This window comes from Actinomadura sp. GTD37 (assembly GCF_041951365.1).
In the GTDB taxonomy this organism is placed as follows: Bacteria; Actinomycetota; Actinomycetes; order Streptosporangiales; family Streptosporangiaceae; genus Spirillospora.
Map to the genome: position 1 here is coordinate 422350 of NZ_JBGNUS010000004.1, position 23165 is coordinate 445514.

Consider the following 23165-nt stretch of genomic DNA (forward strand, 5'->3'; position numbering starts at 1 on the left):
TCGGGTCTAGGGTGCTGACGCCGCTCGGATGGGGGACGGCGGCCGGCTGCGTCCCGCTGTACGCGGCGGGCTGGTGGCTCGGCTACCCCGAGCCCGCGACGCTCGCGGCCGCCGGGCTCGCGGCGGTCGCGGGCGCGCTGCTGTGGACGCTGCCGAAGCCGAGGCTGGACGTCCGCCGGGAGATCGCGCCCGCGAAGGTCCAGCGCGGGGAGCCGGCCGTCGGCGTCCTGCACGTGGTCAACAGGGGGCGCCCGGTCCGCGGCCTCAGCGCGCGGGACGCGGCGGGCGCCGCGGACGTCGCCGTCGACGTCCCGCGGCTGCGCTCGGGCGGCAGGCGCACCGTCACCTACCGGCTGCCGACCGCCCGGCGCGGCGAGATCCCGGTGGGGCCGCTGCGGCTGGTGCGGGCCGACCCGCTGCGGCTGGCCCGCCGGGTCCGCGAGTACGGCGAGCCGCGGGTCCTGCTCGTCCGGCCGCGGACGGTGCCGCTGCCGGTGCTGCCGTCCGGCCGCGCCCACCACCTGGAGGGGCCGACGAGCGACCGGTCCCCGGCGGGGACGGCGACGTTCCACGCGCTCCGCGAGTACGTCGTCGGGGACGAGCTGCGCCACATCCACTGGAAGTCGTCGGCCCGCACCGGGACGCTGATGGTCCGCCGGCTCGTGGACGCGAGCCTGCCGACGACGACCGTCGTGCTGGAGGCGCGGGCGGCGGCGTGGCCGGACCCCGACGACTTCGAGCTGGCCGTGGACGCGGCGGCGTCCGCGGCCGCGGGGGCGGCGTCGGCCGGCTTCCCCGTGCGCGTGCTGACCGGCGGCGGCCCGCTGGCCGCGACGCGCGGCGGCCCCGACGACCTGGAGGTCCTGCTCGACGCCCTCACCTCGGCGGCGACCCAGGAGGGCGCGGGGTCGGCGGTGGACGCGGTGCGCGGCGTGCGCGCGGGCGGCTCCCTCGTCGTCGTCGCGGCGGGCGACGCCGAGCTGGGCCGGATCGCGTCCGTGCGGGCCCGGTTCGACCGGGTCGTGGTGCTGCGCGTCCGGCCGGCCGCGCCCGCGTCGGCGCCGCCCGGCGTCCAGCTGATCGACGTGCCGGACCTGGACGGGCTGGCGGAGGCGTGGCGGCGGCTGGGGAGCGCCCGGTGACCCGCTCGCCGGGCGGCTACGTCCCGCTCGCCGCGACGGCCTGCCTGGCCGCCGTCGCGGGCCTGGCGTTCCAGCGCGTGTTCGGGCTCGCGCCGGTCGTCCCGGTCGCCGCCGTCGCGGCGGCCGTCCCGACGCTGCTGTGCGGGCTGCTGTCGGGGCCGCGCGAGAAGGGCCCGTGGCCGCTGTGGATCTCGCTCGTGCTGACCGTCATCGCCTGGGCCGCGACGGTGTCGCTGACCGTCCTGCGCCCGGCCCTCGGCGACGGGACGCTGCCGCGCACCCTCCGCGAGGGCGTGCTCGGCTCGTGGAAGGCGATCCTGACCACGCTGCTGCCCGCGCCCGCCGAGCCCGAGCTCCTCGTCCTGGTCAGCGTGGTCGTGTGGCTCGCGGCGTTCGCGTCCGCAGAACTGGCGCTCCGGACGCGGCTGCGCGCGGCCCCGGCCGTCCCGGCCCTCGGCGCGTGGGCGGTCGCGCTGCTGCTCGGCGTGGACGGCCCCGGATCGAACCTGCCGCTCGCCGCCGCGACCGTCGTGCTCGTCGCCGTGCTCGTCCTCCTCCGCGCGGACGGCCCGGACACGGGCCTCGCCTGGCGGCCGCTCGCGGCGGGGGTGCCCGTCGCCGCCGTCCTCGGCGCGCTCGCGTTCGCGGCCGGCCCGCTCGTCCCGGTCGGCGCCGCGCCCTACGACCCGCGCGAGCGGGTGCAGGCGCCGCCGCCGCAGCAGCGCGACGGGGTCAGCCCGCTCGACCGCGTCGGAGGCTGGCTGCTCGCCCCCGGCCAGGTCATGTTCACCGTGGCCGCGCCGCGCGCCGGGGCCGAGCGGCTCGCCGTCCTGGACAGGTTCGACGGCGTGACCTGGTCGTCCACGGCCCGGTTCGTCCCCACCGGGAGCCGCGTGCCGGAGGGGCCGAAGCCGGACGGGAGCCGCGAGACCGCCCAGCGCATCACGATCCGCGACCTGGACGGCGTGTGGGTCCCGGCGCCCGACCGCCCCCGGCGGGTGGACGGGCTGCCCGTCGTCGTGGACCCCGGCAGCGGCGCCCTCGCCGCCGGCGAGCCGCTCCGCCCCGGCCAGGCGTACCGGGTCGAGTCCGTCGTGCCCGAGTGGACGGCCGGCGACCTGGCCGGCGCAGGCGTCGCCGCCGACGCCGAGGCGAAGGCCGCGCGGGAACTGCCGTGGGGGCCCGGCGCGAAGGAGCCGCCCGTCCAGCTGGCCGAGTTCCGGGGGTTCGCGCAGGCCGCGACGCGGGGCGCGGCGACGCCCCTCCAGAAGGCGACGATGCTCGCCGACTACCTCAAGGTCTACGCCAAGTACGACGTGACGGCCGCCCCCGGGCACGGCTACCGGCAGATCGACTACTTCCTCGGCGAGGGCAGGCGCGGCACGCCCGAGCACTTCGCGACCGCCTACGCCCTGCTGGCCCGGACGCTCGGGCTCCCGTCCCGCGTCGTCGTGGGATTCGAGGGCGGGAGACGCGAGGGCGGCGCCGTCCAGGTCCGGTCCGGGGACGTGACGGTCTGGCCCGAGGTCAAGTTCGACCGGCTCGGCTGGATCCGCTTCAACCCGCTCCCGGACAGCGGACGTCCCGGCAAGGGGAACGAGGGCGTCGCGGCAGGGGAGACGGAGCAGAAGCTGGAGCAGGCGCAGAAGAACGCGGCCTCCCAGCAGCGCGACCCCGGCCCGGACAAGACGGCGCGGCAGCAATCCCAGAAGGCGGCCCCCGCCGAGAGCTCGCCCACGCCCTGGTGGGTGTTCGCCTCGATCGCCGTGGGCGCGCTCGTCGTCGGCTACCTCTGCGCCGTCCTCCTCGCCCCCGTCCTGCGCAGGCGGCGGCGGCGGGCGGGCCCGCCCGCCGCCCGCGTCATCGGCGCCTGGCACCAGGCCCTCGACCACCTCGCGGACGTCGGCCTGTCCACGGCCCGGACGCTGACCGCGCACGAGGTCGCGCGCTTCGGGGCGTCCAGCGTCGGCGAGGACGCCCGCGGTCATCTGGGTCCGCTCGCCGACCTGGTCGACCACAGCCGCTTCGCCGCGTCCCGCCCCGGCCCGCGCGCCGCCGACCGGGCCTGGCACCACACCGACGAGCTCGGACGACTCGTCACCGCCAAGGCCGGGCGGCTGCGCAGGCTGCGGCGCCGCCTCCACCCGCGATCCCTCCGGGACCGGCGGGCGGTCAGGCCGCGGGCACGCTGACCGAGATCTCGCCGCCCAGCACCGCGCCCGCCTCCAGCTCCAGGTCGTCGCCGCTCCAGAACCGGCCCGGGTCGAACCAGTTCGGACGCCGGCCTTTCGGCAGCAGCCCCATCGACTGGTACGTCACCGCGACGATCTCCGCGCAGAACGCCGTCTCCAGATTCGCGTCCCGCTCGGCCGGGCGCCGGACGGGCACGCGGCCCCGCAGCCACCGCGTCGCCAGCTTCGACGTCGAGGGGAACGGGGTGCCGTCCAGCCGCGCCACCGCGCGCAGCGCCGCGTCCTCCATCGCGCGGGACGCCGCCGGGTCGAGCTGCCGCAGCCACGCCCGCTGCCCGTAGCGGTTCCCCCACGCGCAGACGGCCTCGCGCAGGTCGTGCAGCTGCGCGCCGCGGTGGTGCCCGCCCGTCCACATGTCGCGCAGCGAGCGGCCCAGCTCGGCGTGCCACATCAGCGGCGGCAGGTCGTCGACGACCAGCGCCATGCCGACGTGGTTCACGGGGCTGTTCGTCGTCATCTGGATCGCCCGGTCGGCGACGGTCCGGCCGCGGAACAGCCACACGTCGCCGGTGCGGGTGAGCTCGGCGGCCTCGTCGAGGGAGATGCTCGTAGCCGGCATGATCGCTACGGTAGCCGCATGCGAAGGTGGAGAGGGCTGGGCGGCTGGAAGGCGCTGGGGATCGCGGGCTTCCTCGGCGTCGCCGCGACCGGCGCGGTGATCGTGCGGGCCGAGCGGCGCCGCCGCGCCTACACGCCCGACGAGATCCGCGGCCGGCTCCACGAGCGGCTCGGCGAGTCGCCCGGGGAGCGGCCGTGACGGTGCGGGGGCGGCGGTGACGGCGCGGGCCGTCCGCGTCCCCGGCCCCGCCGACCTGGACCGGGCCTGGCGGGCCGTGTCCGCCGTGCTGGAGCCCACGCCGCTCGTCCCGTCCGGGCTGGCGCCCGGCGCGCTGCTGAAGCTGGAGACGTGCCAGCCGACCGGCGCGTTCAAGGTGCGCGGCGCGCTCGCCGCCGTCGCGGCGCTGCCCGGCGGCGTGCCGGCCGTCACGGCGAGCGCGGGCAACCACGGGCTCGGCATGGGCTACGCGGCGGCGAGGTCCGGCGCGGACGTGACCGTGGTCGTCTCGACGCGGGCGTCCGAGGCGAAGGTCGGCGGGATCGGCGGGTATCCGGTGCGGCTCGTCCGGCACGGGCTGACCTACGACGAGGCCGAGGCGCACGCGATGACGCTGCCCGGCCACTACGTCTCGCCCTACAACGACCCGGCGGTCATCGCCGGGCAGGGCACCATCGGGCGCGAACTCGACGGCCGGGCGGACGGCCCGCTCACGGTGATCGCGCCGGTCGGCGGCGGCGGGCTGCTCGCCGGGCTCTGCCTCTGGGCGCGCGAGCGCGGGGACGTGCGGGTCGTGGGCGTCGAGTCGGCGGTGTCGCGCGGCGTGTCCGCCTCGGTGGCGGCCGGACGGGTCGTCGCGGTCGAGGTCGGCGAGACGTTCGCCGACGGCCTGCCCGGCAACCTCGAACCGGGCTGCGTGACACCCGAGGTGATCGGCGGGACCGCGGAGCTGACCTCGGTGACCGATGGCCAGATCCGGACGGCGCTGCGCTGGCTGTTCGGCGAGCACGGCCTCGTCGCCGAGGGCGCGGGCGCCGCGGGCGTCGCCGCCGTCCTCGCCGGTCAGGTCGAGATAACGGGCCGTCCCGTGGTGGTCATATCGGGACGCAATATAACCGTTCCGACATTCATCGACGCGATTCGCGAAAACTGATCTTCCGGGAAAACGCGGGCGGCCGTGCGACGGGAGCCACTACGGTTTCCGTTCAAACGGGGCAGGTGAACGCGCGTGCAGTTGGCGTTTTTGGGGTCTTTGTTCCGGCGCGACCGGTTGACGGGGCAGGTCGCGATCGGACTCGTCGGCGTGCTCGTCATCGCCGCCGCCGTCTACGGGGTGGGCGTCGCGAGCGCCAAGTACCGGCTCGCCGACGTCGGCGCCTGGCTGACCGCGGCGGGCAAGGGCCTCGTCGTGCACGTGAACGGGCCGGCCGGCAAGGTCGACGGCAAGACCGGCGTGATCCCGCAGATGCGCGGCCACAACATCAAGGTCGTCCAGGACGGCGCCACGGTGCTGATCATCGACATGGACACCGGCGTCGTCAGCCGGCTCGACCCGTCCCAGCTGGACGTCGGGACGAGCCGCCCCCTCGGCAGGGGCATCCAGGTCCTCGCCGGGGCGGGCAGGGCGTACACGGTCGACTCGGTCAAGGGCGTCGTCCAGGAGATCGACCCGGTCGGCCTGACGCCGGTCGGCGCGTCCGCCGCGCTCCCGCCGATCCTCGGGCAGGCCGGCATCGACGCGCGGGGCGCGCTCTGGGTGCCGGTGTCGCGCAACGGGGAGGTCGCGGCGTTCTCCGGCGGCCGCCTCGGCCCGCCGGTCCGCGTCGGCGCGGCGGGCGACAGCCTCGCGCTCACCATGGCCGCCGGGGACCCGGTCGTCACCAACTCCACCGCCGCCACCGCGACCGTCGTCAAGTCGTCGGGGGCGAAGCTCACGGTGAGCCTGCCGACGACCGTCAAGCGGGCGGGGCGCGGCGGCGTGCTCGCCCCCGCCGCCACCGACGGCAAGACCGTCCCGCTGCTGGCGCAGGGCGCCGGGTCGCTGGTCACCGTCGACACCGACACCGGCCGGTACTCCAGCACGCGGCTCGCGATGCCGAAGCACCGCTACCGGCCGCCGCAGATGCTCGGCGCGAAGGTCTACATCCCGGACGAGACGGCCGGGGCGCTGCTCGTGTACGACTCGGCGGGCAACCGGTTCGAGAGACCGGTCACGGTGACCGGGCGGCCGTCCCGGCTGGACGTCTTCGTCCGCGACGGGATGCTCTGGGCGAACGACCCGTCCGGCCCGCACGCCGTCGTGATCGACCGGCGGGGCGCCGGGAGGGGCATCGACAAGTACCGGGACCGGGTGCCGGGCGGCCCGAAGCGCCGCACGATCCCGCTGCCCGGCGGCGGCGAGGCGCCGCCCCCGCCCCGCTCGCCGCAGGCGCCGCCGTCCCAGCGGCCGGGGCGGCCGGGCCCGGGGGAGCCGCCGGGCGCGCCGTCCAACATCTCCGTCACGCCCGGCTCGGGCACGATGCGGGTCGACTTCCAGCCCGCGCAGGGCGACGGCGTGCTCGGCTACGTCCTGAAGGACGTGCCGGCAGGCATGACCGCGAGCCCGTCCGCGATCGGGGCGGGCGCCGGCCCGTTCACGTTCACCGTCGCGGGCGGCGACTGCGGGCGCGAGTACCGGTTCCGGGTCGCCGCCCGCTACAAGGACGACCGCGGCCGGACCCGCGAGCAGGTCTCGGCGGCCAGCGACCCCGTCCGCCCGTGCGTGACGCCCGGCGCGCCGACGGGCCTCGCGGCGCAGGCGACGTCGTCGGGCGCCAAGGTGTCCTGGACGCCCCCGCAGGGCGCGGGCGGCGTCACGTACCGGCTGGCCTACGACGGCCCGGTCAGCGGCTCCGCCACCGGGCCGAACACGTCCGCGACGCTGAGCGACGTGTACACGAACGGGAGCTACAGCTTCACCGTCACGGCCGCCAACGACGCCGGCACCGGCGCGGCCGCGCGGCTCGGCGCGACGCTGACCGGCCCCGCCGCCAAGTACGCGGTGGAGCGCAACGGCAACTCGGACGCCTACATCCGGGCGACGCCCGACGGCAAGAACGGCGGTCTCGTCGCCACCATGCACGACAACAACGGCGAGCCGGTCTCCGTCGGCTGCCAGGTCCAGGGCACGTACTACACGCACCCGAACGACTCCAACCTCGCCGGCGACAAGTACGTCAAGATCACCTGGCAGGGCAAGACCGGCTACGTCCTCGGCTACCTCGTCAACACGCCCGGCGACTGGCGGAGCTTCGCCGGGCCGCCCGTCTGGAAGTGCAAGTGACCGCGGCGTTCAGCCGCGCTCCTTCGGCTTCGCCTTGGCCTTCGCCGGACGGACGCACGCGGGCGCCGACCACGACACCTCCGGCGCCCCGCCGTTGTTGAGGCGCAGCACCGCGCCGACCTTGAAGCAGTAGGCGGTCTTCGCCCGCAGGCCCGGCACGGTCGCCGAGCGCGACCCGGCCGCGACCGTGGTGACCGGCTGCGCCCCGGCGGGCTGCCGCTGGACGAGCAGCGGAAGCCCCTGCGCGGCGGACGGCAGCGCCCAGGCGAGCACGGCCGCGTGCCCCACCTGCCGGGCGGTGAGCCTGCGCGGCCGCGCCGCCGCGAGCTGCGCGGCCGTCACGGGCTGCTGCGGCGCGCCCGCCTGCGGGACGGTCTGCGACGGCCCAGGGGGCGCGGTCGGCCCGCCGCCGTCCGCCTCGCCGTCGCCCGCCAGCGCGAGCGCCCCCACGCCGAGCGCCAGCCCGCCCGCGAGCGCGATGCCCGCCGCGACGACGAGCCCGCGGCGCGGCCCGTCCTGCGGCCGGTCGGGGAAGGGGACGGGCGGGCCGGGGTGCGGCGCCGTGGGGCCCGTCCTGCCGTACGCGACGGCCGTGTGCGCGCCCGCCGTGTGCGCGCCCGCCGCCGGTGAGCCTGCCGGGTGCGGGCCGGACACCTGCGGACCGGCCGCCTGCGGGCCGCGCGCGTGCGGGTCGCTCGCCGTGGGGGCCCACTCCGGGACCAGGGGCGGACCGGCGGCCGGGCCGGGCTGGACGCCCGTGCCGCCGCCGCTGTGCGCCACGTCCGTGACCGGGAGCCCCAACTCGGCCTGCGCCCGCTGGAGCGCCCGCGCGAACTCCACCGCGGTCGCGAACCGCTGCTCGGGCGTCTTCGCCATCGCGCGCCCGATGACGTCCGCGACCTGCGGCGGGACGTCCGGCCGGGCGATCGGCGGCGGAGCGTCGTGCAGGATCCGCAGCATCAGCGGCGCGATGCCCTCGCTCGGCGGGCCCTTGAACGCCGGCTGCCCCGCGAGGAGCTGGTACAGCGTCGAGCCGAGCGAGTAGATGTCGGCGCCGACGCCGGGCGGCCTGCCCTCCAGCACCTCGGGCGCCGCGTGGTGCGGGGTGAACGCCTGGGTGTGCGTCGCGTCGAAGGAGTCGACCAGGCGGGCGATGCCGAAGTCGGCGAGCGCGGGCTCCCCGTACCGCGACAGCAGCACGTTCTGCGGCTTGACGTCCCGGTGCAGGACGTCGGTCTCGTGGGTGGCGGCGAGCGCGCCCGCCGTCTTCACCCCGATCCGCAGGACGTCCGCGACCGGCAGCGGGCCCTCCTTCGCGAGCCGGTCGGTGAGCGCGCCGTGCTCGAAGTACTCCATCGCGATGTAGGGGCGTCCGGCGCTCGTGGTGCCGGTGTCCAGCACGGTCACGATGTTCGGATGCCCGGACAGCCGCCCGGTGATCTTGCATTCGCGCTGGAAGCGCCGCATCGCCGCGGCGTCCACCGCGCCGACCGACAGGACCTTCAGCGCGACCATCCGGTCGAGGCGCTCCTGGTGCGCGCGGTAGACGACGCTGAAGCCGCCCTCGCCGACCTGCTCCAGCACCCGGTAGCCCGGGACGTCCTCGCTCATGGCTGGGGGGTCATGGGTCGGGGGATCCCTCTCCGTCGCTCGTCTCGTCCAGACCGCGGCGGGGGCGCGAACGTCCGGCGTCTTGGGGCCCGGGACCGCGCCCCGGGAGGTCAACAGCGTAGTACGGGGACGAATCCGGCGCGGCTGCTCGCCCGAACGCCCGGCCGCGCCTTGCCCCCCACACGCGGCGTACGGAAATGGGACGACATGTCCGGCCGACCGGTTAATCGTTGTCCCAATTCCGCGCCGCCGGCCGCCGGCACCGCTCTAACCTCGGGTTCCGCGACGAAGGAACGGCCCAGAGGGAGTGGTCCGCCGTGACGGAAGATGTCATGCCGAATCCGCGGACGGAACCGCCGCCGGCCGGATCGGCTTACGGGGACCTTGTCCGGATGGCGTATTTCGTTCTGCCGGGCAGGGGCAGGCGCGCCTACCGGCTGGCGATCGCCCGCCGGATCGTGGACGGCACCGCGCGCGGCGCGCGCGACCGCTCCGCCGCCGGGCGCGCGCGGCGCCGCACCCGCGTGCTCCGCCGGGCGCTGCGCCCCTCCCGCCGCCTCCAGATCGGCCTCGGCCCCTGGCTGCGCGCGCTGCCCGCCCGGCTGCCCGACCCGGCGCTCACCGCGGCGCTGTCCGGGCTCGCGCCGCACGTCCGCGCCGCCTACGTGCTCCGGCACATCGAGGGGCTGCCCCGGTACGAGATCCGCGACCAGCTGATCGAGCTGCGGGTGCGCGACCCGTGGTCGGCCATCCGCGCCGCCGAGGCCGTCCGGGCGCCCGCGCCGCGCGGCGCCGCCCGGTTCGAGCCGGAGACGCTGCGTCCCGTCCGCACCCGGTCCGTGCTGCCGCTCGCGGCCGCCGCCATCCTCACCGCCGGGCTCGTCGGCGCGCTCGTCGTGACCGAGCACGGCGATCCGCACGCGGCGTCCGCGCGCGTCCCGCGGCTCTTCTCCGCCGCCCCGGACGCCTGGACGCGCGGCGCCCGCACCCTCGACGCCTGGCCAGCGCGCGGCGACCTCGCGGGCGACCGGGCGTTCGTCCGGCGCGCGGCCGCCGCCTGGGCGGCCGCCTCCGGCGACGGGAGCACCCGGCCCGGCGGCCGGAGCGGCGCCGTGCAGCTCCTCTACGCGGGCCGCGCCGGCGGCACGCCCCTCGCCGTGCTGCGGCGCGGCGACCGGCTGGCCCGCTACACGCCCGGCAGGCTGGACGTCGTCCCCGCCGGCGCCGGCCCGTCCGCCCCGATCGCCCTCGGCGGCGGGCGCTACCTCCTCGCCCCGTGGGACGCCCGGCCCGAGACCCTCGGTGGGGACCGGCTCGCCGCGCCCGGCGGCGTGACGGACGCCGTCCGCGCCGGCACGTCCTGCGGGCGCGGCCCGCTGTTCCACCTCGGCTCCCGGACGGTCGGCGACCTCGGCGGCCCGCGCGCGGCCGTCCTCAGCTACCACTCGGCCGCGTGGCGCCCGGGCGCGGAGAGCCGTCCGGAACGCCTCGGCCCCCGGGGACGGACGGTCTGGAACCGGCTGGCCTGCGCGGCGCCCCGCCCGGCGAGGCCGGTGACGGACGCGCTGGCATTCGGGTTCTGGTCCGGGCGGCTGCCGCACGGCGGGAAGTCCGCCGACTGGGTGTGCACCCGGCTGACGTACGCGTCCGGCGGGAGCGCCGCCCAGGCGGCGCTGCTCGGCGCGGACGCCCGGCCGACGGGCGCCTGCGACGCCGGGCGGCCGGTCAGCGGCACGTGGTGGCGGGCCCCCTCGGACCGCTGGTACTACATCGCCGCGGCCGGGCGCGGGCTCGTCCCGCACGCAGACGGCGTGCGCGGCGCGGCGACGCGCGGGCGCCTGCTCGTCGCCACCGGGACCCCGCGCACGCCGGTCGCCCTGACCGCCCGCTGACCGGAGCCCGCGTCAGCGGGCGCTTACCTGGATGGTGCACACTAGGAGGGACCGAACCAGATTCAGGGAGTCGCAGATGGGCAAGGGGCCGCTGTCCGGACTACGGGTGATCGAGCTGGCCGGGATCGGGCCGGGCCCGTTCGCGGCGATGCTGCTGGCCGACCTCGGCGCCGACGTGATCCGCGTCGACCGCGCCTCCACCGTCCGGGACGGCCAGACCTCCGGCGGCACCGACTTCACCAACCGCGGCAAGCGGTCGATCGCCATCGACCTGAAGAGCGAGCGGGGCCGCGAGGTCGTCCTCCGGCTGGTGGAGAAGTCCGACGTCCTCCTCGAAGGGTTCCGGCCCGGCGTCACCGAGCGCCTCGGCGTCGGCCCGGACGACTGCCTCGCCCGCAACCCGCGGCTGGTCTACGGCCGGATGACCGGCTGGGGCCAGGAGGGCCCGCTCTCGCACACCGCCGGCCACGACGTCGGCTACATCGCGGTCACCGGCGCCCTGCACGCCATCGGCCGCGCCGGCGGCCCGCCGCAGGTCCCGATGAACCTGCTCGGCGACTTCGCCGGCGGCAGCATGTACCTGATCGTCGGCGTGCTGTCCGCCCTCCTCGAAGCGAAGACGAGCGGGCGCGGCCAGGTCGTCGACGCCGCGATCGTGGACGGCACCGCGCACCTGTCGACCTTCATCCACGCGTTCCTCGCGGGCGGCCTCTGGGAGGACCGCCGCGGCGTCAACATGCTCGACACCGGCGCGCCCTGGTACGACGTCTACGAGACCTCCGACGGGCTGCACATGGCGGTCGGCGCCATCGAGCCCCAGTTCTACGCCGAGTTCCTCCGCCTCGCCGGCCTCGACGGCGAGGACCTCCCGCACCAGCAGGACCGCGCCGGCTGGCCCGTCCTCCGCGAGCGCTTCGCCGCCGTCTTCCGCACGAGGACCCGCGACGAATGGACGGAGGTCTTCGTGCCGAGCGACGCCTGCGTGGCGCCCGTCCTGTCCATGACCGAGGCCGCCGAGCACCCCTACAACACGGCCCGCGACGTCTTCCCCGAGCTGGCCGGCCACCGCCAGCCCGCCCCGGCGCCCCGCTTCTCCCGCAGCGTCACCGAGACCGCCGGCGTGCCCGCCCTCCCCGGCGGCCAGACCCGCGCCGTCTTGGACGACCTGGGCTTCGAGGACGCCGACACCCTCCTGAAGGAAGGCGCCGTAGCGCAGGCATGACCTCGCCGCAGGTCAAGCGGTACGCGGGCTGATCGGATTGTGAGCCGGCTGACAATTCCCTCCGGGCAACCGGTGGCCGGCCCACAAGACCGCGCCGGAAAGCGGTCGTACCTTGTGGGAACTCCACCCCCGATCACCACGGCGATGAGCGGCCGCGCCCGGCGGAATTCGCGCGGGGCCCCGGCGCTTTCTCGGCGTGCCCGCATGAGGAGCTGCACATGCGTTTCAGACGATTCCGGTCATGGGCCGTCACCGCCGCGGCGGCGGTCGCCGTGCTCGGGACGACCGGCCTGGTCGCGCCCGCCGCGCACGCCGAGACCAGCCCGGCCGGCGCGAACGACTGGAAGTGCAAGCCGTCGTTCTGGCATCCCCGGCCGGTCGTGCTCGTGCACGGCACGTTCGAGAACATGGCGTTCAACTGGCAGAAACTCTCTCCGGAGCTGAAGAAGGCCGGGTACTGCGTCTACGCGCTCAACTACGGCGGCCCGAAGGACGGCCCCATTCAGGGGATCAACGACATTCCGGCGTCGGCCGGGGAACTGTCGGCGTTCGTCGACAAGGTGCTCGCCTCGACCGGCGCGTCCAAGGTCGACATGGTGGGGCACTCGCAGGGCGGCATGATGCCCCGCTACTACATGAAGTTCCTCGGCGGGGCCGCGAAGGTCAACAAGCTCGTCGGGCTCGTCCCGTCCAACCACGGCACGAGCCTGTCGGGGCTGGTCCAGCTCGGCAGCCTGCTCGGCATCACGCAGGCGGTCGTCAAGGCCGCGCCGGCGGCGGGCCAGCAGATCACCGACTCCGACTTCCTGAAGGAGCTCAACGGGGGCGGCGACACCGTGTCCGGCCCGGCCTACATCGTGCTCGCCACCAAGTACGACGAGGTCGTCACGCCCTACACGTCGGCGTTCCTCAACGGCTCTAACGCGCAGAACGTCCTGCTGCAGGACAAGTGCGCGAACGACACCAACGCGCACGTCGGCATCGCCTTCGACCCGGTGGCGATCAAGTTCGTGCTGAACTCGCTCGACGTCTGGGGCCCGTACTGGCCCATCGACTGCGCCAAGCCGCTCGGCTGAGCGCGCGCGGGCGGCGCCCGGCGGTCCTCCGCCGGGCGCCGTTCCGCTGCTAGAGGCCGAGCCGTTTGGCCGCGATCTCGTTCATGATCTCGGTGGTCCCGCCGCCGATGCCGAGGATGCGGGCGTCCCGGTAGTGGCGCTCGACCTCCGACTCGCGCATGTAGCCCATGCCGCCGTGCAGCTGGACGGCCTCGTGCACGACGTGCTCGCACGCGAGGACGGCGGTGTTCTTGGCGTAGGCGGTCTCGGTGAGCACGTCCTCGCCGGCGGCGTGCCGCTCGGCGACCGCGCGGACATAGGTGCGGGCCACGTCCGTCTGCCGGGCCATCTCGGCGATCTTGTGCCGGACGAGCTGGCGGGACGCGAGCGGGCGGCCGAAGGTGTCCCGGTCCCGGACCCAGCCGAGGGTGAGGTCGAGGCAGCGCTGCGCCGTCGCGTACGCCTGGACGGCGAGGGAGAGCCGCTCGGTCACGAAGTTCTGCACGATCTGCAGGAACCCGGTGTTCTCCGCGCCGACCAGGTTCGCGGCCGGCACGCGGACGTCGCCGAACGACAGCTCCGCCGTGTCGGAGCAGAGCCAGCCCATCTTGCGCAGCGGCCGCGACACGGTGAAGCCGGGGGCGCCCTTCTCGATCACGAGGAGGGAGATGCCGTCGAAGCCGGGCCCGCCCGTCCGCACCGCCGTGGTGACGAAGTCGGCGCGCACGCCCGAGGTGATGAACAGCTTGGCGCCGTTGACGACGTAGTGGTCCCCGTCGCGGACGGCGGTGGTGCGGATGCCCGCCACGTCCGACCCGGTGCCGGGCTCGGTGACGCCGAGCGCGCCGATCGCCTCGCCGGCGAGCGCCGGCCGGGCGAACCGGTCGATCAGCGCGTCGTCGCCGGACGCGATGATGTGCGGCAGCGCGATCCCGTGCGTGAACAGCGACGCGACGACGCCGCCGGACCCGCCCGACTGGATGATCTCCTCGGCGACGATCAGCGCGTCGAACAGCTCGCCGCCGGACCCGCCGGCCTTCTCCGGGAACCCGGCGCCGAGCAGTCCCGCCTCGGCGGCCGCGGCGTGCAGCGCCCGGGGGAGTTCGCCCGCGTCCTCCCACTCGGCGAGGTGCGGGACGATCTCCCGTTCGGTGAAGTCCCGGACGAGCCGGCGCAGCTCCGTGCGTTCGGGGGTGTGCCAGGGACTCAACGCCGCCTCCGCAATGTTAGAACCAGATTCGGAATCTAACAGGAGCGGGCGGCGGGCCGGGCGGGGGGCCGCGCCGGGCGGCCCCCCCCGCCGGACGTCAGCCGACCGCGTCCGCCACGGCCCGCGCCCAGAGGCCGAGCGCGTCGTCGACCTGCTCCGCGGTGACGATCAGCGGCGGGATCATCCGGACGACGTTGCCGTACGCGCCGCACGTCAGCAGGAGGAGACCGTGCTCGGCGGCGGCCTGGTGCGCCCGCGCCGCGGCGGCCGGGTCGGGCTCGCCGCCGGCCGTGGTGAACTCGCTCGCCTGCATCAGGCCGAGGCCGCGCACGTCGCCGATCTCCGGGTGGTCGGCGGCGACCTTGCGGAGCCCGTCGTTCAGCCGCGCGCCCTGCCGGGCGGCGTTGCCGACGAGGTCCTCGTCCTGGACGACGCGCAGCGTGGCGAGCGCGGCGGCGCACGCGACCGCGTTGCCGCCGTACGTGCCGCCCTGCGAGCCCGGCCGGGCACGCTCCATCAGCGCGGTGGGCGCCGCGATCGCCGACAGCGGGAACCCGCTGGCCAGGCCCTTCGCCGTGATCAGGACGTCCGGCCGCGCGGCCGCGTGCTCGTGCCCCCAGAACCGGCCGGTCCGCCCGAACCCGGTCTGCACCTCGTCCATGACCAGCAGGATGCCGTGCCGGTCGGCGCGCTCGCGCAGCCCCTCCAGGAACGCGGGCGGCGCCGGGATGTAGCCGCCCTCGCCGAGCACCGGCTCGACGACGAACGCGGCGGTGTCGGACGCCGGGCTCGCGGTGACGAGCAGGTAGTCCAGCTCGCGCAGCGCGAACCGGGTGGCCTCCTCCTCGGTCCATCCGTACCGGTAGGACTGCGGGAACGGCGCGATGGCGGCGCCCGGCATGAGCGGGCCGATGCCCGCGCGGAACTTCGTGCCGGCCGTGGTGAGCGCGGCGGCGCCCATCGTCCGGCCGTGGAACGAGCCGTGGAAGACGACGAGGTTCTGCCGCCCGGTGGCGTGCCGGGCCAGCCGGATGGCCGCCTCGACGGCCTCGCTGCCGCTGTTGAGGAAGAACAGCGAGTCCAGGCCGTCCGGCAGCACCTCGCCGAGCGCGTCGACGAGGCGCAGGAGGGGCTCGTGCATGACCGTCGTGTACTGCCCGTGGATCAGCGTGCCGACCTGCTTCTGCGCCGCCTCGACCACCCGCGGGTGGCAGTGGCCGGTGTTCGTCACGCCGATGCCGGCGGTGAAGTCCAGGTGCCGGCGTCCGGCGGTGTCGTAGAGGTACACGCCCTCGCCGCGTTCGGCCAGGACCGGGGTGGCCTGCTTGAGCAGGGGTGACAGCGTGGCCATGCAGCCCTCCTGTAGATTGTCGACAATCTGCAATCTAGGTGCCCCCGGGCACGGATGTCCAGGGGCCCCTCCGCTCGCCCGGCGGTTACGGCCGGCTGGCGCGGAGGCGGTGGATGGAGTCGGTCATGTGCTCCTCGATGAGCACGAGCAGCCGCTCCTCCTCGCCGTCGCCGATCGCGTCGACCAGCCGGCGGTGCTCCTCGACGAGGTCGGACGGCTCGGGATAGGTGTCCTGCAGCGCGTTCAGGCACATCCGGGTCTCCACCAGCAGGGTGTGCGCCATCCGCTCCAGCCGCGGGCTGCCGGACGAGCTGACCAGCACCTCGTGGAACGCCTGGTCGGCGTCGCTCATCGCGACCCGGTCGCGCTGCTCCGCCGCGTCCACGAGCGCCTCGAGGCCCTCGGTGAGCCGGGCCACCGCCTCGCCCCGGTTCCGCTCCATGATCAGCCGGCACGCCTCCCGCTCGATCGCGAGCCGGGCGAGGTAGACGTCCTCGACGTCCCCCTCGTCCAGCGTGATCACGAACAGCCCGCGGTGCGGCTCGCTGACCAGCAGCCCCTCCTGGACGAGCCGCTGCATCGCCTCGCGGAGCGGGCCGCGGCTGATGCCGAGGCGGCCGGCCAGCTCGGCCTCGCCGAGCTGCGCGCCGGGCTCCAGCGACCCGTACATGATCGCCGAGCGCAGCTCGTCCGAGACGAGCTCGACGGTCGACTTGCGGGGGACAGGTTCCAGCTCACCCAAACGGCCCATGCCGCGGGCCCCTTTCGTCATAGCTGCCAGGTATGTCGTCCCTGCCCGGCGTCCTGCTCGGGGAGGCCGGCGGGGACGGCGGAGACGGCGGCGGGCACGGCGAACAGCCGGCCCAGCCCGGTGCGCGGCGGAAGCCCCCCGGGACCGGACGCGAGCCGCAGCCCCTCCCACACGCTCACCTGGTTGGCGGTCAGGACCGGCTTGCCGACCCGTGCCTCCAGCTCGTCGAGCCAGGACACGGTGTGCAGCGCGGTGTCGGGAACCAGCACCGCCTCGGCGTCCGGATGGTCGTTGGCCGCGACGAAGGCGAGCACCTCGTCGCGGCCGAGGGTGCCGACCTCGGCGGCGGTGACGATGCCCCGGCAGGACAGCGCCACCACCTCGATCCCGGCGTGGGCGAGAAACGCGACGAACCGCTCGGCGACGTCGGCCGGGTAGGTCGCGGCGACCGCGACCCGGGTCAGGCCGAGCGCCCGCGCCGCGTGCACGAACGCGAACGACGTACTGGACGCGGGCACGCCCGCCGCCTCCCGGACGCCCGCGACCTGCGCCGCGGCGCCGTCCCAGCCGAACACGAAGCTGCCGCTCGTGCAGGCCCAGACGGCGGACCGGACGCCCATGCCGCGCAGTGCGCGCGCGCCCTCGCCGAGGACGTCGGCGCCCCCGATGTCGAGGAGCGCGTCGACGCGGTGCGCGTCCTCGCGCATCAGCGTGTGCACGACCGGCAGGCTGACGCCGCCCGGTCCCGCGCTCCGCAGGGCGCGCTCGATGGCGGGGTAGTCGTCCTCGGCGCTGTACCCCGGGTACAGGAACCCGGCGCTCACCACGTTCTGCCGCATGTTGTCGACAATCCTACCTTCGCGGATCATGGAGCACATTTCGGTCAGGCCGCCGTGGACGGGGCGAGCTGCGCCAGCGACTGCCCGGGACCGGCCGCGGTGCGGCCCATCGCGCGCAGCGCCGAGCACATCGTCACCTGGTTGGCCGTCAGCACCGGCTTGCCGATCATCTGCTCCAGCGGCGCGATGATGTCGTAGGTCGGCACGTTCGTGCAGCTGATGAAGACGGCCTCGGCCTCGGGGCCGTCCACCGTCGAGACCGCCGCCACGATCTCGCCGTAGCCGACCTTCCAGATGTGGCTGAGCAGCCCCATCCCGACCGACGACACCACCTCGATCCCGTACTCGTCGAGGAACGACACGAGCCGGTCGGTGACGGCGTCGATGTAGGGGGTGACGACCGCGATGCGCGAGACGTCGAGCAGCCGCAGCGACTCCACCAGCGCGCCCGAGGTCGTCGTCGACACGGGCGCGCCCGCCATCGTCATCGACTGGTGCAGCTCCAGCTCGCCCGCCTTGCCGCGGATGAAGCTGCCCGACGCGCAGGCGTAGGCGACCGCGAGCGGCTCGGGGGCGAGCACGTCCCGGGTCGCCTGCCGGACGATGGACTGGTCCGACAGCGCGGACGCCATCTCCACGGTGACCGGGACCGGGACGTACGGCAGCCGGGTCATGAACAGCGACACGTCGTCGGGCGTCCACCGCCACAACTCGCGGTCGAGGGCGAAGTCGAACGGCGCGACCACGCCGATGCCGTGCTGGGCCAGCAGCTCGGGGCCGACGACCAGCGTGGGGTCGAATGTCATCTGCGAGGCCACCGCTCTACGACTCAGCACGGTCGTACACCAGGCGCTCGCCGACGCCGCCGGATCGCCAGACGTCGTTGCACGCCTCGGCCATCCGGTCGAGGCCGTCCACGATCGTCGCGTACACGTTGCCGGGCACCCACCCGACGTCACCGTTGAGCAGCAGGTTGTTGCGGCCGTAGAAGATGGCGAGGTCGATGACGCCGGGCAGCGCGTGGATGTTCTTCTCCTCCTTGAACTTGCGGTCGAGCATGCCGCCCGCGAAGGAGAAGTAGACGACGTCGCCGGGGATGGGGGTGATCGTGGGGTTCTCCAGGCCGACCTCGTCCTCGGAGAACCGTTCGACCATCGTGTACACCTCGTTGCGGGCGTACTTGGCGTGGTACGCGTCGCCTCCGAGCGGCAGGGCGCGCCATACCGCCTCGCAGGTCCGCGGCGCGTCCTTCTCCAGCAGCTCCGCGACGCACGAGACGCCGCGACGCTCCAGTGTGATGGTCATGAGCTTGGACATGCTGGACCTCCCCGTGAACAGGGGTGGGCGAGAGCGTCGCCACCCGAAGGACTCTCCATGTTCGTGGAGGTGAAGAACCCTCCACACCCCCGAGAGGGGGTTTCGTTAGAGCGCTCTGGGATCCGTCCTGGCCTGTGCTTGGGCAGCGGTTGCGACGGTCTTGCAGCACATGTCCCAACGCGGTGAACCGGGGCCGCAGTGCACCGCGCTGATTGTTGACAATCCTACGAACCCTTTCTAGCGTGTCAATGCCTCCCAGAGTTGCCTTCTCGTAAACTCCGCACACCCGGAAGTGACGCCGATGGACCCTGTTCAGCACGCGCGCGGTGTGCCGCCCGACGTGGTGGTGCTCGTGGGGGACGTCCATCCGCGCGGCATGGCGGACGCCGAACGCCTCGCCCGCGTCCGGTACGTACGGGAATCGGAGCTGGCAGAGGCCCTGCCGGGCGCCGCCGCGCTCTTCATGTGGGACTTCCTGTCGGACGCGCTCGCGGACGCGTGGCCGGCCGAGGGCGGGCCCGGCTGGGTGCACATCGCGAGCGCCGGCGTCGACCGCCTGCTCTTCCCCGCGCTGGCCGACGGCGACACGGTTGTCACCAATTCGCGAGGGATCTTCGACGAGCCGATCGCCGAGTACGTCCTCGGGCTCGTGCTCGCCTTCGCCAAGGACCTGCACACCACGTTCCGGATGCAGGCCGAGCGGCGCTGGCGGCACCGCGAGACCGAGCGGATCACCGGGGCCCGCGCGCTCGTCGTCGGCACCGGGCCGATCGGCCGGGCCATCGGCCGCCGCCTCGCCGCCGCCGGGCTGGCGGTCACCGGCGCCGGCCGCACCGCCCGCGACGCCGATCCCGACCTCGGCTCCGTCCTCCCGATGGAGCGGCTGGACGAGGCGCTCGCCGAGGCCGACTACGTGGTGCTCGCGGCCCCGCTCACGCCGCGGACCCGCGGCATGATCGACGCTGCCGCGCTGGACCGGATGCGCCCGTCCGCGCGGCTGGTCAACGTGGGGCGGGGCGCGCTGGTCGCCGAGCCCGACCTCGTCAAGGCGCTGCGCGACGGCCGGATCGCCGGCGCCGCGCTCGACGTCTTCGAGGACGAGCCGCTCCCGCCGTCCTCCCCCCTGTGGGAGATGCCGAACGTCGTCGTCTCCCCGCACATGTCCGGCGACGTGGTCGGCTGGCGCGACGAGCTCGTCCGGTTGTTCGCCGACAACCTCGGCCGGTACGTGGCGGGCCGCCCGCTGCGCAACGTCGTGGACAAGCGGCTCGGCTACGTGGGCTCCGGCCGCGCGGGTTCCGGCGGCGAGGGTTCCGGCAACAAGGGTTCCAGCAACGAGCGTTCCAGCAGCAAGCGTTCCAGCAACGAGCGTTCCAGCTACGAGCAAGGGGGGCAGCCATGACCGACGCGGCCGACCTGACGGCGACCGAACTCCTGGCGGCGTACGAGGCCGGGACGCTCTCCCCGGTCGAGGCCGCCGAGGCGGTCCTCGCCCGGATCGCGCGGGACGACCCGAAGCTCAACGCGTTCTGCCTCGTCGACGAGGAGACCACGCTCGACATGGCGCGCGGCGCGGCCGACCGGTGGCGGCGCGGCGCGACGCTCGGCCCGCTGGACGGCGTGCCCGTCTCCATCAAGGACGTCCTGCTCACCCGCGGCTGGCCCACCCTGCGCGGCTCCACGACGATCGACCCGGCGGGCCCCTGGGACGAGGACTCGCCGTCCGTGGCGCGGCTCCGCGAGCAGGGCGCGGTGTTCGCCGGCAAGACCACCACGCCGGAGTTCGCGTGGAAGGGCGTGACCGACAACCCGCTCACCGGCGTCACCCGCAACCCGTGGGACGCCTCCCGCACGCCGGGCGGGTCGTCCGGCGGCGCGGCGGCGGCCGTCGCGGCGGGCATGGCGCCGCTCGCCCTCGGCACCGACGGCGGCGGCTCGGTGCGCATCCCCGCCGCGTTCACCGGCACGTTCACGATCAAGCCGACGTACGGCCGCATCCCGCACTACCCGGCGAGCCCGTTCGGGACGCTCGCGCACACCGGCCCGATGACGAACACGGTCGCCGACGCGGCGCTGCTGCTGGACGCGGTGTGCGGCGCCGACGGCCGCGACTGGTCGGCGCTGCCGCCGCCGGACGTCCCGTTCGCCGACGGCGGCCCCGACGACCTGACCGGGCTGCGCGTCGCGTTCAGCCCCGACCTCGGGTTCGCGCGGGTCGACCCGGAGGTCGCGGCGTCCGTGGCCGCCGCCGCCGAGTTCTTCACCGAGCTGGGCGCGAAGGTCGAGCAGGCCGACCCCGGCCTCGGCGGCGACCCCGTCGAGGAGTTCGAGGTCCTCTGGTTCGCGGGCGCCGCGAAGGTGATCGAGCACCTGTCCCCGGCCGACCGGGCACGGCTCGACCCGGGCCTCCAGGAGATCTGCGAGCAGGGCGCGCGGTACTCGGCCGTCGAGTACCTCACCGCCACCGCGCGCCGCATGGAGCTCGGCCGCCGCATGGGGGTGTTCCACGAGCGGTACGACCTGCTGCTCACCCCGACGATGCCGATCGCCGCGTTCGAGGCCGGGCGGGAGGCCCCGCAGGGCTCCCCGTCCCCGCGCTGGACGAGCTGGACCCCGTTCACCTACCCGTTCAACATGACCCAGCAGCCGGCCGCGAACCTGCCGTGCGGCTTCACCGCGGACGGCCTGCCCGTCGGCCTGCAGGTGGTCGGCGCCCGGCACGCCGACGCCCTGGTCATGACCGCCTGCGCGGCCTACGAGCGGGCGCGCCCGTGGAGGCGGCTCACGGGAAGGCGATGACCGCGCGGCCGCGGTGGACGCCCTCGTCCATCGCGGCGAGGACGCGCGGCGCCTCGTCCAGCGCGACCGGCGCGACCTCCGGGAGGATCCCGTGCGCGACCGCGAACGCGAGGGTGTCGCGCAGGTCGTGCGGGGAGCCGGACGGCACGCCCATCACCCGGATCCGGTTCATCACGAGGGCGGCCGGCGGCACGCTCACGTTCTCGGCGCCCATGCCGAGGTAGAGCAGGGTGCCGTCGGGGCGCAGGCCGCCGAACGCGGCGAGCCCGGTCGCGGTGTCGGGCGCGGTGTTCACCACCACGTCCGCGCCGCCCCAGGCGCGCAGCGCCTCGGCCGGGTCCCGCTCGGCGGTCGCGACGAACTCCTCCGCGCCGAAGCGGCGGGCCTCCTCCTCGGCGCGGCGCGACCGCGACACCACGGCCACGCGGGCGCCCATCGCGGCGGCGAACCGGAGGGCCATCGTGCCGACGCCGCCGGTGCCGAGCACCGCGACCTTCGACCCGGCGGCGGCGCCGGCGTGCCGGAGCCCGTTGAACGCGGTGAGCCCGGCGCACATCAGCGGCGCGCCGGCCACCGGGTCCAGGCCGTCCGGCAGCGGGGTGACGAAGCCGGCGCGGGCCGTGAAGTACTCGGCGTAGCCGCCGTCGGTGTTGACGCCGGTGACCCGCTTGGGCGCGCCGGTGCACAGGATCTGGTCGCCGCGGACGCACTGGTCGCAGTGGCCGCACGACCCGTGGATCCATCCGGCGCCGACCGGGGTGCCGGGGGCGGGCCAGTGGACGCCCTCGCCGAGCGCGGCGACGACGCCGGAGATCTCGTGCCCGGGGACGGTCGGGAACGTCCCGAACGGGTAGTGCCCGCGCAGGTGGTTGACCTCGCTGAAGCACATCCCGCACGCGGTCACCCGGACCAGGATCTCGCCGGGGCCGGGCTCCGGCGCCGCGCGCTCGACGATCTCCAGTGGCCCGCCGGCGGCGGAAAGAACGGCGCTGCGCATGGGCGCATCCCCTCTCGTGTGGCGGTGGCGGCCGGGACGACCGCCATAGCGTTGATATAGCGATGACTGTAGTAACGCTACACCCGTGAGCATAGCGTTGCTCGATGAATTTCTGTAACATCGATGTTGTGACTGCTCAGAAGGACCCCGACACGCGGGACCGGATCGTCCGCGCGGCCGCCGGGCTGCTCGCCGAGGCGGCCGGCGAGCCGGTCTCGACGCGCGCCGTGTGCACCGCCGCCGGGGTCGGGGCGCCGACCCTCTACCACCACTTCGGCGACAAGCGCGGCCTGTTCGACGCCGTCGCCGCGCACGGGTTCGAGCGGTACCTGGCGAGCAAGCGCGCCCAGGCCCGCACCGGAGACCCCGTCGACGACCTGCGCCAGGGCTGGGACCTGCACGTCGAGTTCGGCCGCACCAACCCCGCGTTCTACACGCTGATGTACGGCACGGCCCGGACGCCGCCCGTCGCGGCGGAGGCCGACCGCCTCCTGACCGGGCTGGTCGAGGCCGTCGCCCGCGCCGGGCGGCTGCGCGTCGCCGTCGGGACCGCCGCCCGGATGATCCACGCCGCGGGGGTCGGCGTCACCCTCTCGGTCATCTCCGGCGCGGTCGACGACGACCTGTCCGTCCGGACCCGCGAGGCGGTGCTGGCCGCGATCACCGTCCAGGACGGGGAGCGGCCCGGCGGTGATACCGCGGCGAACGCCCGCGCGGTGGCGCTGCGCGCGGCCCTGGACGCCGCCCCGCCCACCGCGCTGACCGCCACCGAGGCGGCGATGCTCGGCGAATGGCTCGACCGCATCGCCGCCGGCTGAGCGCTACCCGCCCCGCGCCGGCTCTCCGCGG

General features: G+C 75.4%; 20 protein-coding genes. 11 read left to right on the forward strand and 9 right to left on the reverse strand.

Going from position 1 to position 23165, the window contains the following annotated elements:
- Positions 1-11: 11 nt before the first annotated feature.
- Both ACA511_RS23580 and ACA511_RS23585 read left to right on the forward strand, forming a co-directional pair.
- Positions 12-1142, forward strand: coding sequence for a DUF58 domain-containing protein (locus ACA511_RS23580; protein WP_375026740.1), 1131 nt, complete (start codon positions 12-14; stop codon positions 1140-1142).
- Positions 1139-3334, forward strand: a complete 2196-nt coding sequence (locus tag ACA511_RS23585; RefSeq protein ID WP_375026741.1) for a DUF3488 and transglutaminase-like domain-containing protein — start codon at positions 1139-1141, stop codon at positions 3332-3334. The genes ACA511_RS23580 and ACA511_RS23585 overlap by 4 nt, the downstream gene beginning before the upstream one ends.
- Here the strand turns inward: ACA511_RS23585 and ACA511_RS23590 are convergent.
- Positions 3315-3953, reverse strand: a complete 639-nt coding sequence (locus ACA511_RS23590) for a hypothetical protein (RefSeq protein WP_375026742.1) — start codon at positions 3951-3953, stop codon at positions 3315-3317. The two genes, ACA511_RS23585 and ACA511_RS23590, sit on opposite strands and share 20 nt — an antisense overlap.
- An 18-nt stretch (positions 3954-3971) precedes the next feature.
- Here ACA511_RS23590 and ACA511_RS23595 point away from each other — a divergent pair, with 18 nt between their 5' ends.
- The 3 genes from ACA511_RS23595 (at position 3972) to ACA511_RS23605 (ending at position 7272) form a co-directional block, all read left to right on the forward strand.
- On the forward strand, positions 3972-4151 hold the full coding sequence (locus tag ACA511_RS23595; RefSeq protein WP_375026743.1) for a hypothetical protein: 180 nt from the start codon (positions 3972-3974) through the stop codon (positions 4149-4151).
- 16 nt (positions 4152-4167) lie between these two features.
- On the forward strand, positions 4168-5103 hold the full coding sequence (locus tag ACA511_RS23600; RefSeq protein WP_375026744.1) for a threonine/serine dehydratase: 936 nt from the start codon (positions 4168-4170) through the stop codon (positions 5101-5103).
- A 90-nt stretch (positions 5104-5193) separates the two neighbouring features.
- Positions 5194-7272, forward strand: coding sequence for a fibronectin type III domain-containing protein (locus ACA511_RS23605; protein ID WP_375026745.1), 2079 nt, complete (start codon positions 5194-5196; stop codon positions 7270-7272).
- Positions 7273-7281: 9 nt separating this feature from the next.
- Here ACA511_RS23605 and ACA511_RS23610 read toward each other — a convergent pair whose 3' ends face one another.
- Entirely contained in the window at positions 7282-8883 is a 1602-nt protein-coding gene (locus tag ACA511_RS23610) for a protein kinase (protein ID WP_375026746.1), read from the reverse strand.
- A gap of 392 nt (positions 8884-9275) precedes the next feature.
- On the opposite strand from ACA511_RS23610, the gene ACA511_RS23615 reads away from it, so the two are divergent.
- From ACA511_RS23615 to ACA511_RS23625, 3 genes are all read left to right on the forward strand, one after another.
- Positions 9276-10775 carry a hypothetical protein gene (locus ACA511_RS23615; RefSeq protein WP_375026747.1) on the forward strand — a complete coding sequence of 500 codons (1500 nt, stop codon included), beginning with the start codon at positions 9276-9278 and terminating at the stop codon, positions 10773-10775.
- 76 nt (positions 10776-10851) lie between these two features.
- On the forward strand, positions 10852-11997 hold the full coding sequence (locus ACA511_RS23620) for a CaiB/BaiF CoA transferase family protein (protein ID WP_375026748.1): 1146 nt from the start codon (positions 10852-10854) through the stop codon (positions 11995-11997).
- A 218-nt stretch (positions 11998-12215) separates the two neighbouring features.
- A complete protein-coding gene (locus ACA511_RS23625) occupies positions 12216-13073 on the forward strand; it encodes an esterase/lipase family protein (RefSeq protein ID WP_375026749.1) in 858 nt (285 codons plus the stop codon).
- Between the two features lie 49 nt (positions 13074-13122).
- Here ACA511_RS23625 and ACA511_RS23630 read toward each other — a convergent pair whose 3' ends face one another.
- The 6 genes from ACA511_RS23630 to ACA511_RS23655 all read right to left on the reverse strand — a co-directional run bounded on the left by ACA511_RS23630 (position 13123) and on the right by ACA511_RS23655 (position 18508).
- Complete coding sequence (locus ACA511_RS23630; protein WP_375026750.1) at positions 13123-14262, reverse strand: acyl-CoA dehydrogenase family protein; 1140 nt, start codon at positions 14260-14262, stop codon at positions 13123-13125.
- Between the two features lie 97 nt (positions 14263-14359).
- The gene (locus ACA511_RS23635; protein ID WP_375026751.1) at positions 14360-15613 is read right to left on the reverse strand and encodes an aspartate aminotransferase family protein; all 1254 of its coding nucleotides are present in this window, start codon (positions 15611-15613) and stop codon (positions 14360-14362) included.
- A gap of 85 nt (positions 15614-15698) precedes the next feature.
- Positions 15699-16364 (reverse strand): GntR family transcriptional regulator, encoded by a 666-nt coding sequence (locus ACA511_RS23640; RefSeq protein WP_375026752.1) that lies wholly within the window; start codon positions 16362-16364, stop codon positions 15699-15701.
- Positions 16365-16381: 17 nt separating this feature from the next.
- On the reverse strand, positions 16382-17191 hold the full coding sequence (locus tag ACA511_RS23645; protein ID WP_375026949.1) for a maleate cis-trans isomerase: 810 nt from the start codon (positions 17189-17191) through the stop codon (positions 16382-16384).
- 56 nt (positions 17192-17247) lie between these two features.
- Positions 17248-18009: an Asp/Glu racemase gene (locus tag ACA511_RS23650; RefSeq protein WP_375026753.1), complete on the reverse strand. Its 762-nt coding sequence runs from the start codon at positions 18007-18009 to the stop codon at positions 17248-17250.
- A 16-nt stretch (positions 18010-18025) separates the two neighbouring features.
- Positions 18026-18508 (reverse strand): DUF3830 family protein, encoded by a 483-nt coding sequence (locus tag ACA511_RS23655; RefSeq protein ID WP_375026950.1) that lies wholly within the window; start codon positions 18506-18508, stop codon positions 18026-18028.
- Between the two features lie 313 nt (positions 18509-18821).
- On the opposite strand from ACA511_RS23655, the gene ACA511_RS23660 reads away from it, so the two are divergent.
- Together ACA511_RS23660 and ACA511_RS23665 are read left to right on the forward strand one after the other, a co-directional pair.
- Positions 18822-19922: a D-2-hydroxyacid dehydrogenase gene (locus ACA511_RS23660; RefSeq protein WP_375026754.1), complete on the forward strand. Its 1101-nt coding sequence runs from the start codon at positions 18822-18824 to the stop codon at positions 19920-19922.
- Positions 19919-21319: an amidase gene (locus ACA511_RS23665; protein WP_375026755.1), complete on the forward strand. Its 1401-nt coding sequence runs from the start codon at positions 19919-19921 to the stop codon at positions 21317-21319. Before ACA511_RS23660 ends, ACA511_RS23665 begins: the two co-directional genes overlap by 4 nt.
- On the opposite strand, the gene ACA511_RS23670 is transcribed toward ACA511_RS23665, so the two are convergent.
- On the reverse strand, positions 21303-22316 hold the full coding sequence (locus ACA511_RS23670; protein ID WP_375026756.1) for an alcohol dehydrogenase catalytic domain-containing protein: 1014 nt from the start codon (positions 22314-22316) through the stop codon (positions 21303-21305). The two genes, ACA511_RS23665 and ACA511_RS23670, sit on opposite strands and share 17 nt — an antisense overlap.
- Positions 22317-22444: 128 nt before the next feature.
- On the opposite strand from ACA511_RS23670, the gene ACA511_RS23675 reads away from it, so the two are divergent.
- Positions 22445-23134, forward strand: a complete 690-nt coding sequence (locus ACA511_RS23675) for a TetR/AcrR family transcriptional regulator (RefSeq protein WP_375026757.1) — start codon at positions 22445-22447, stop codon at positions 23132-23134.
- The last annotated feature ends 31 nt before the right edge of the window (positions 23135-23165 follow it).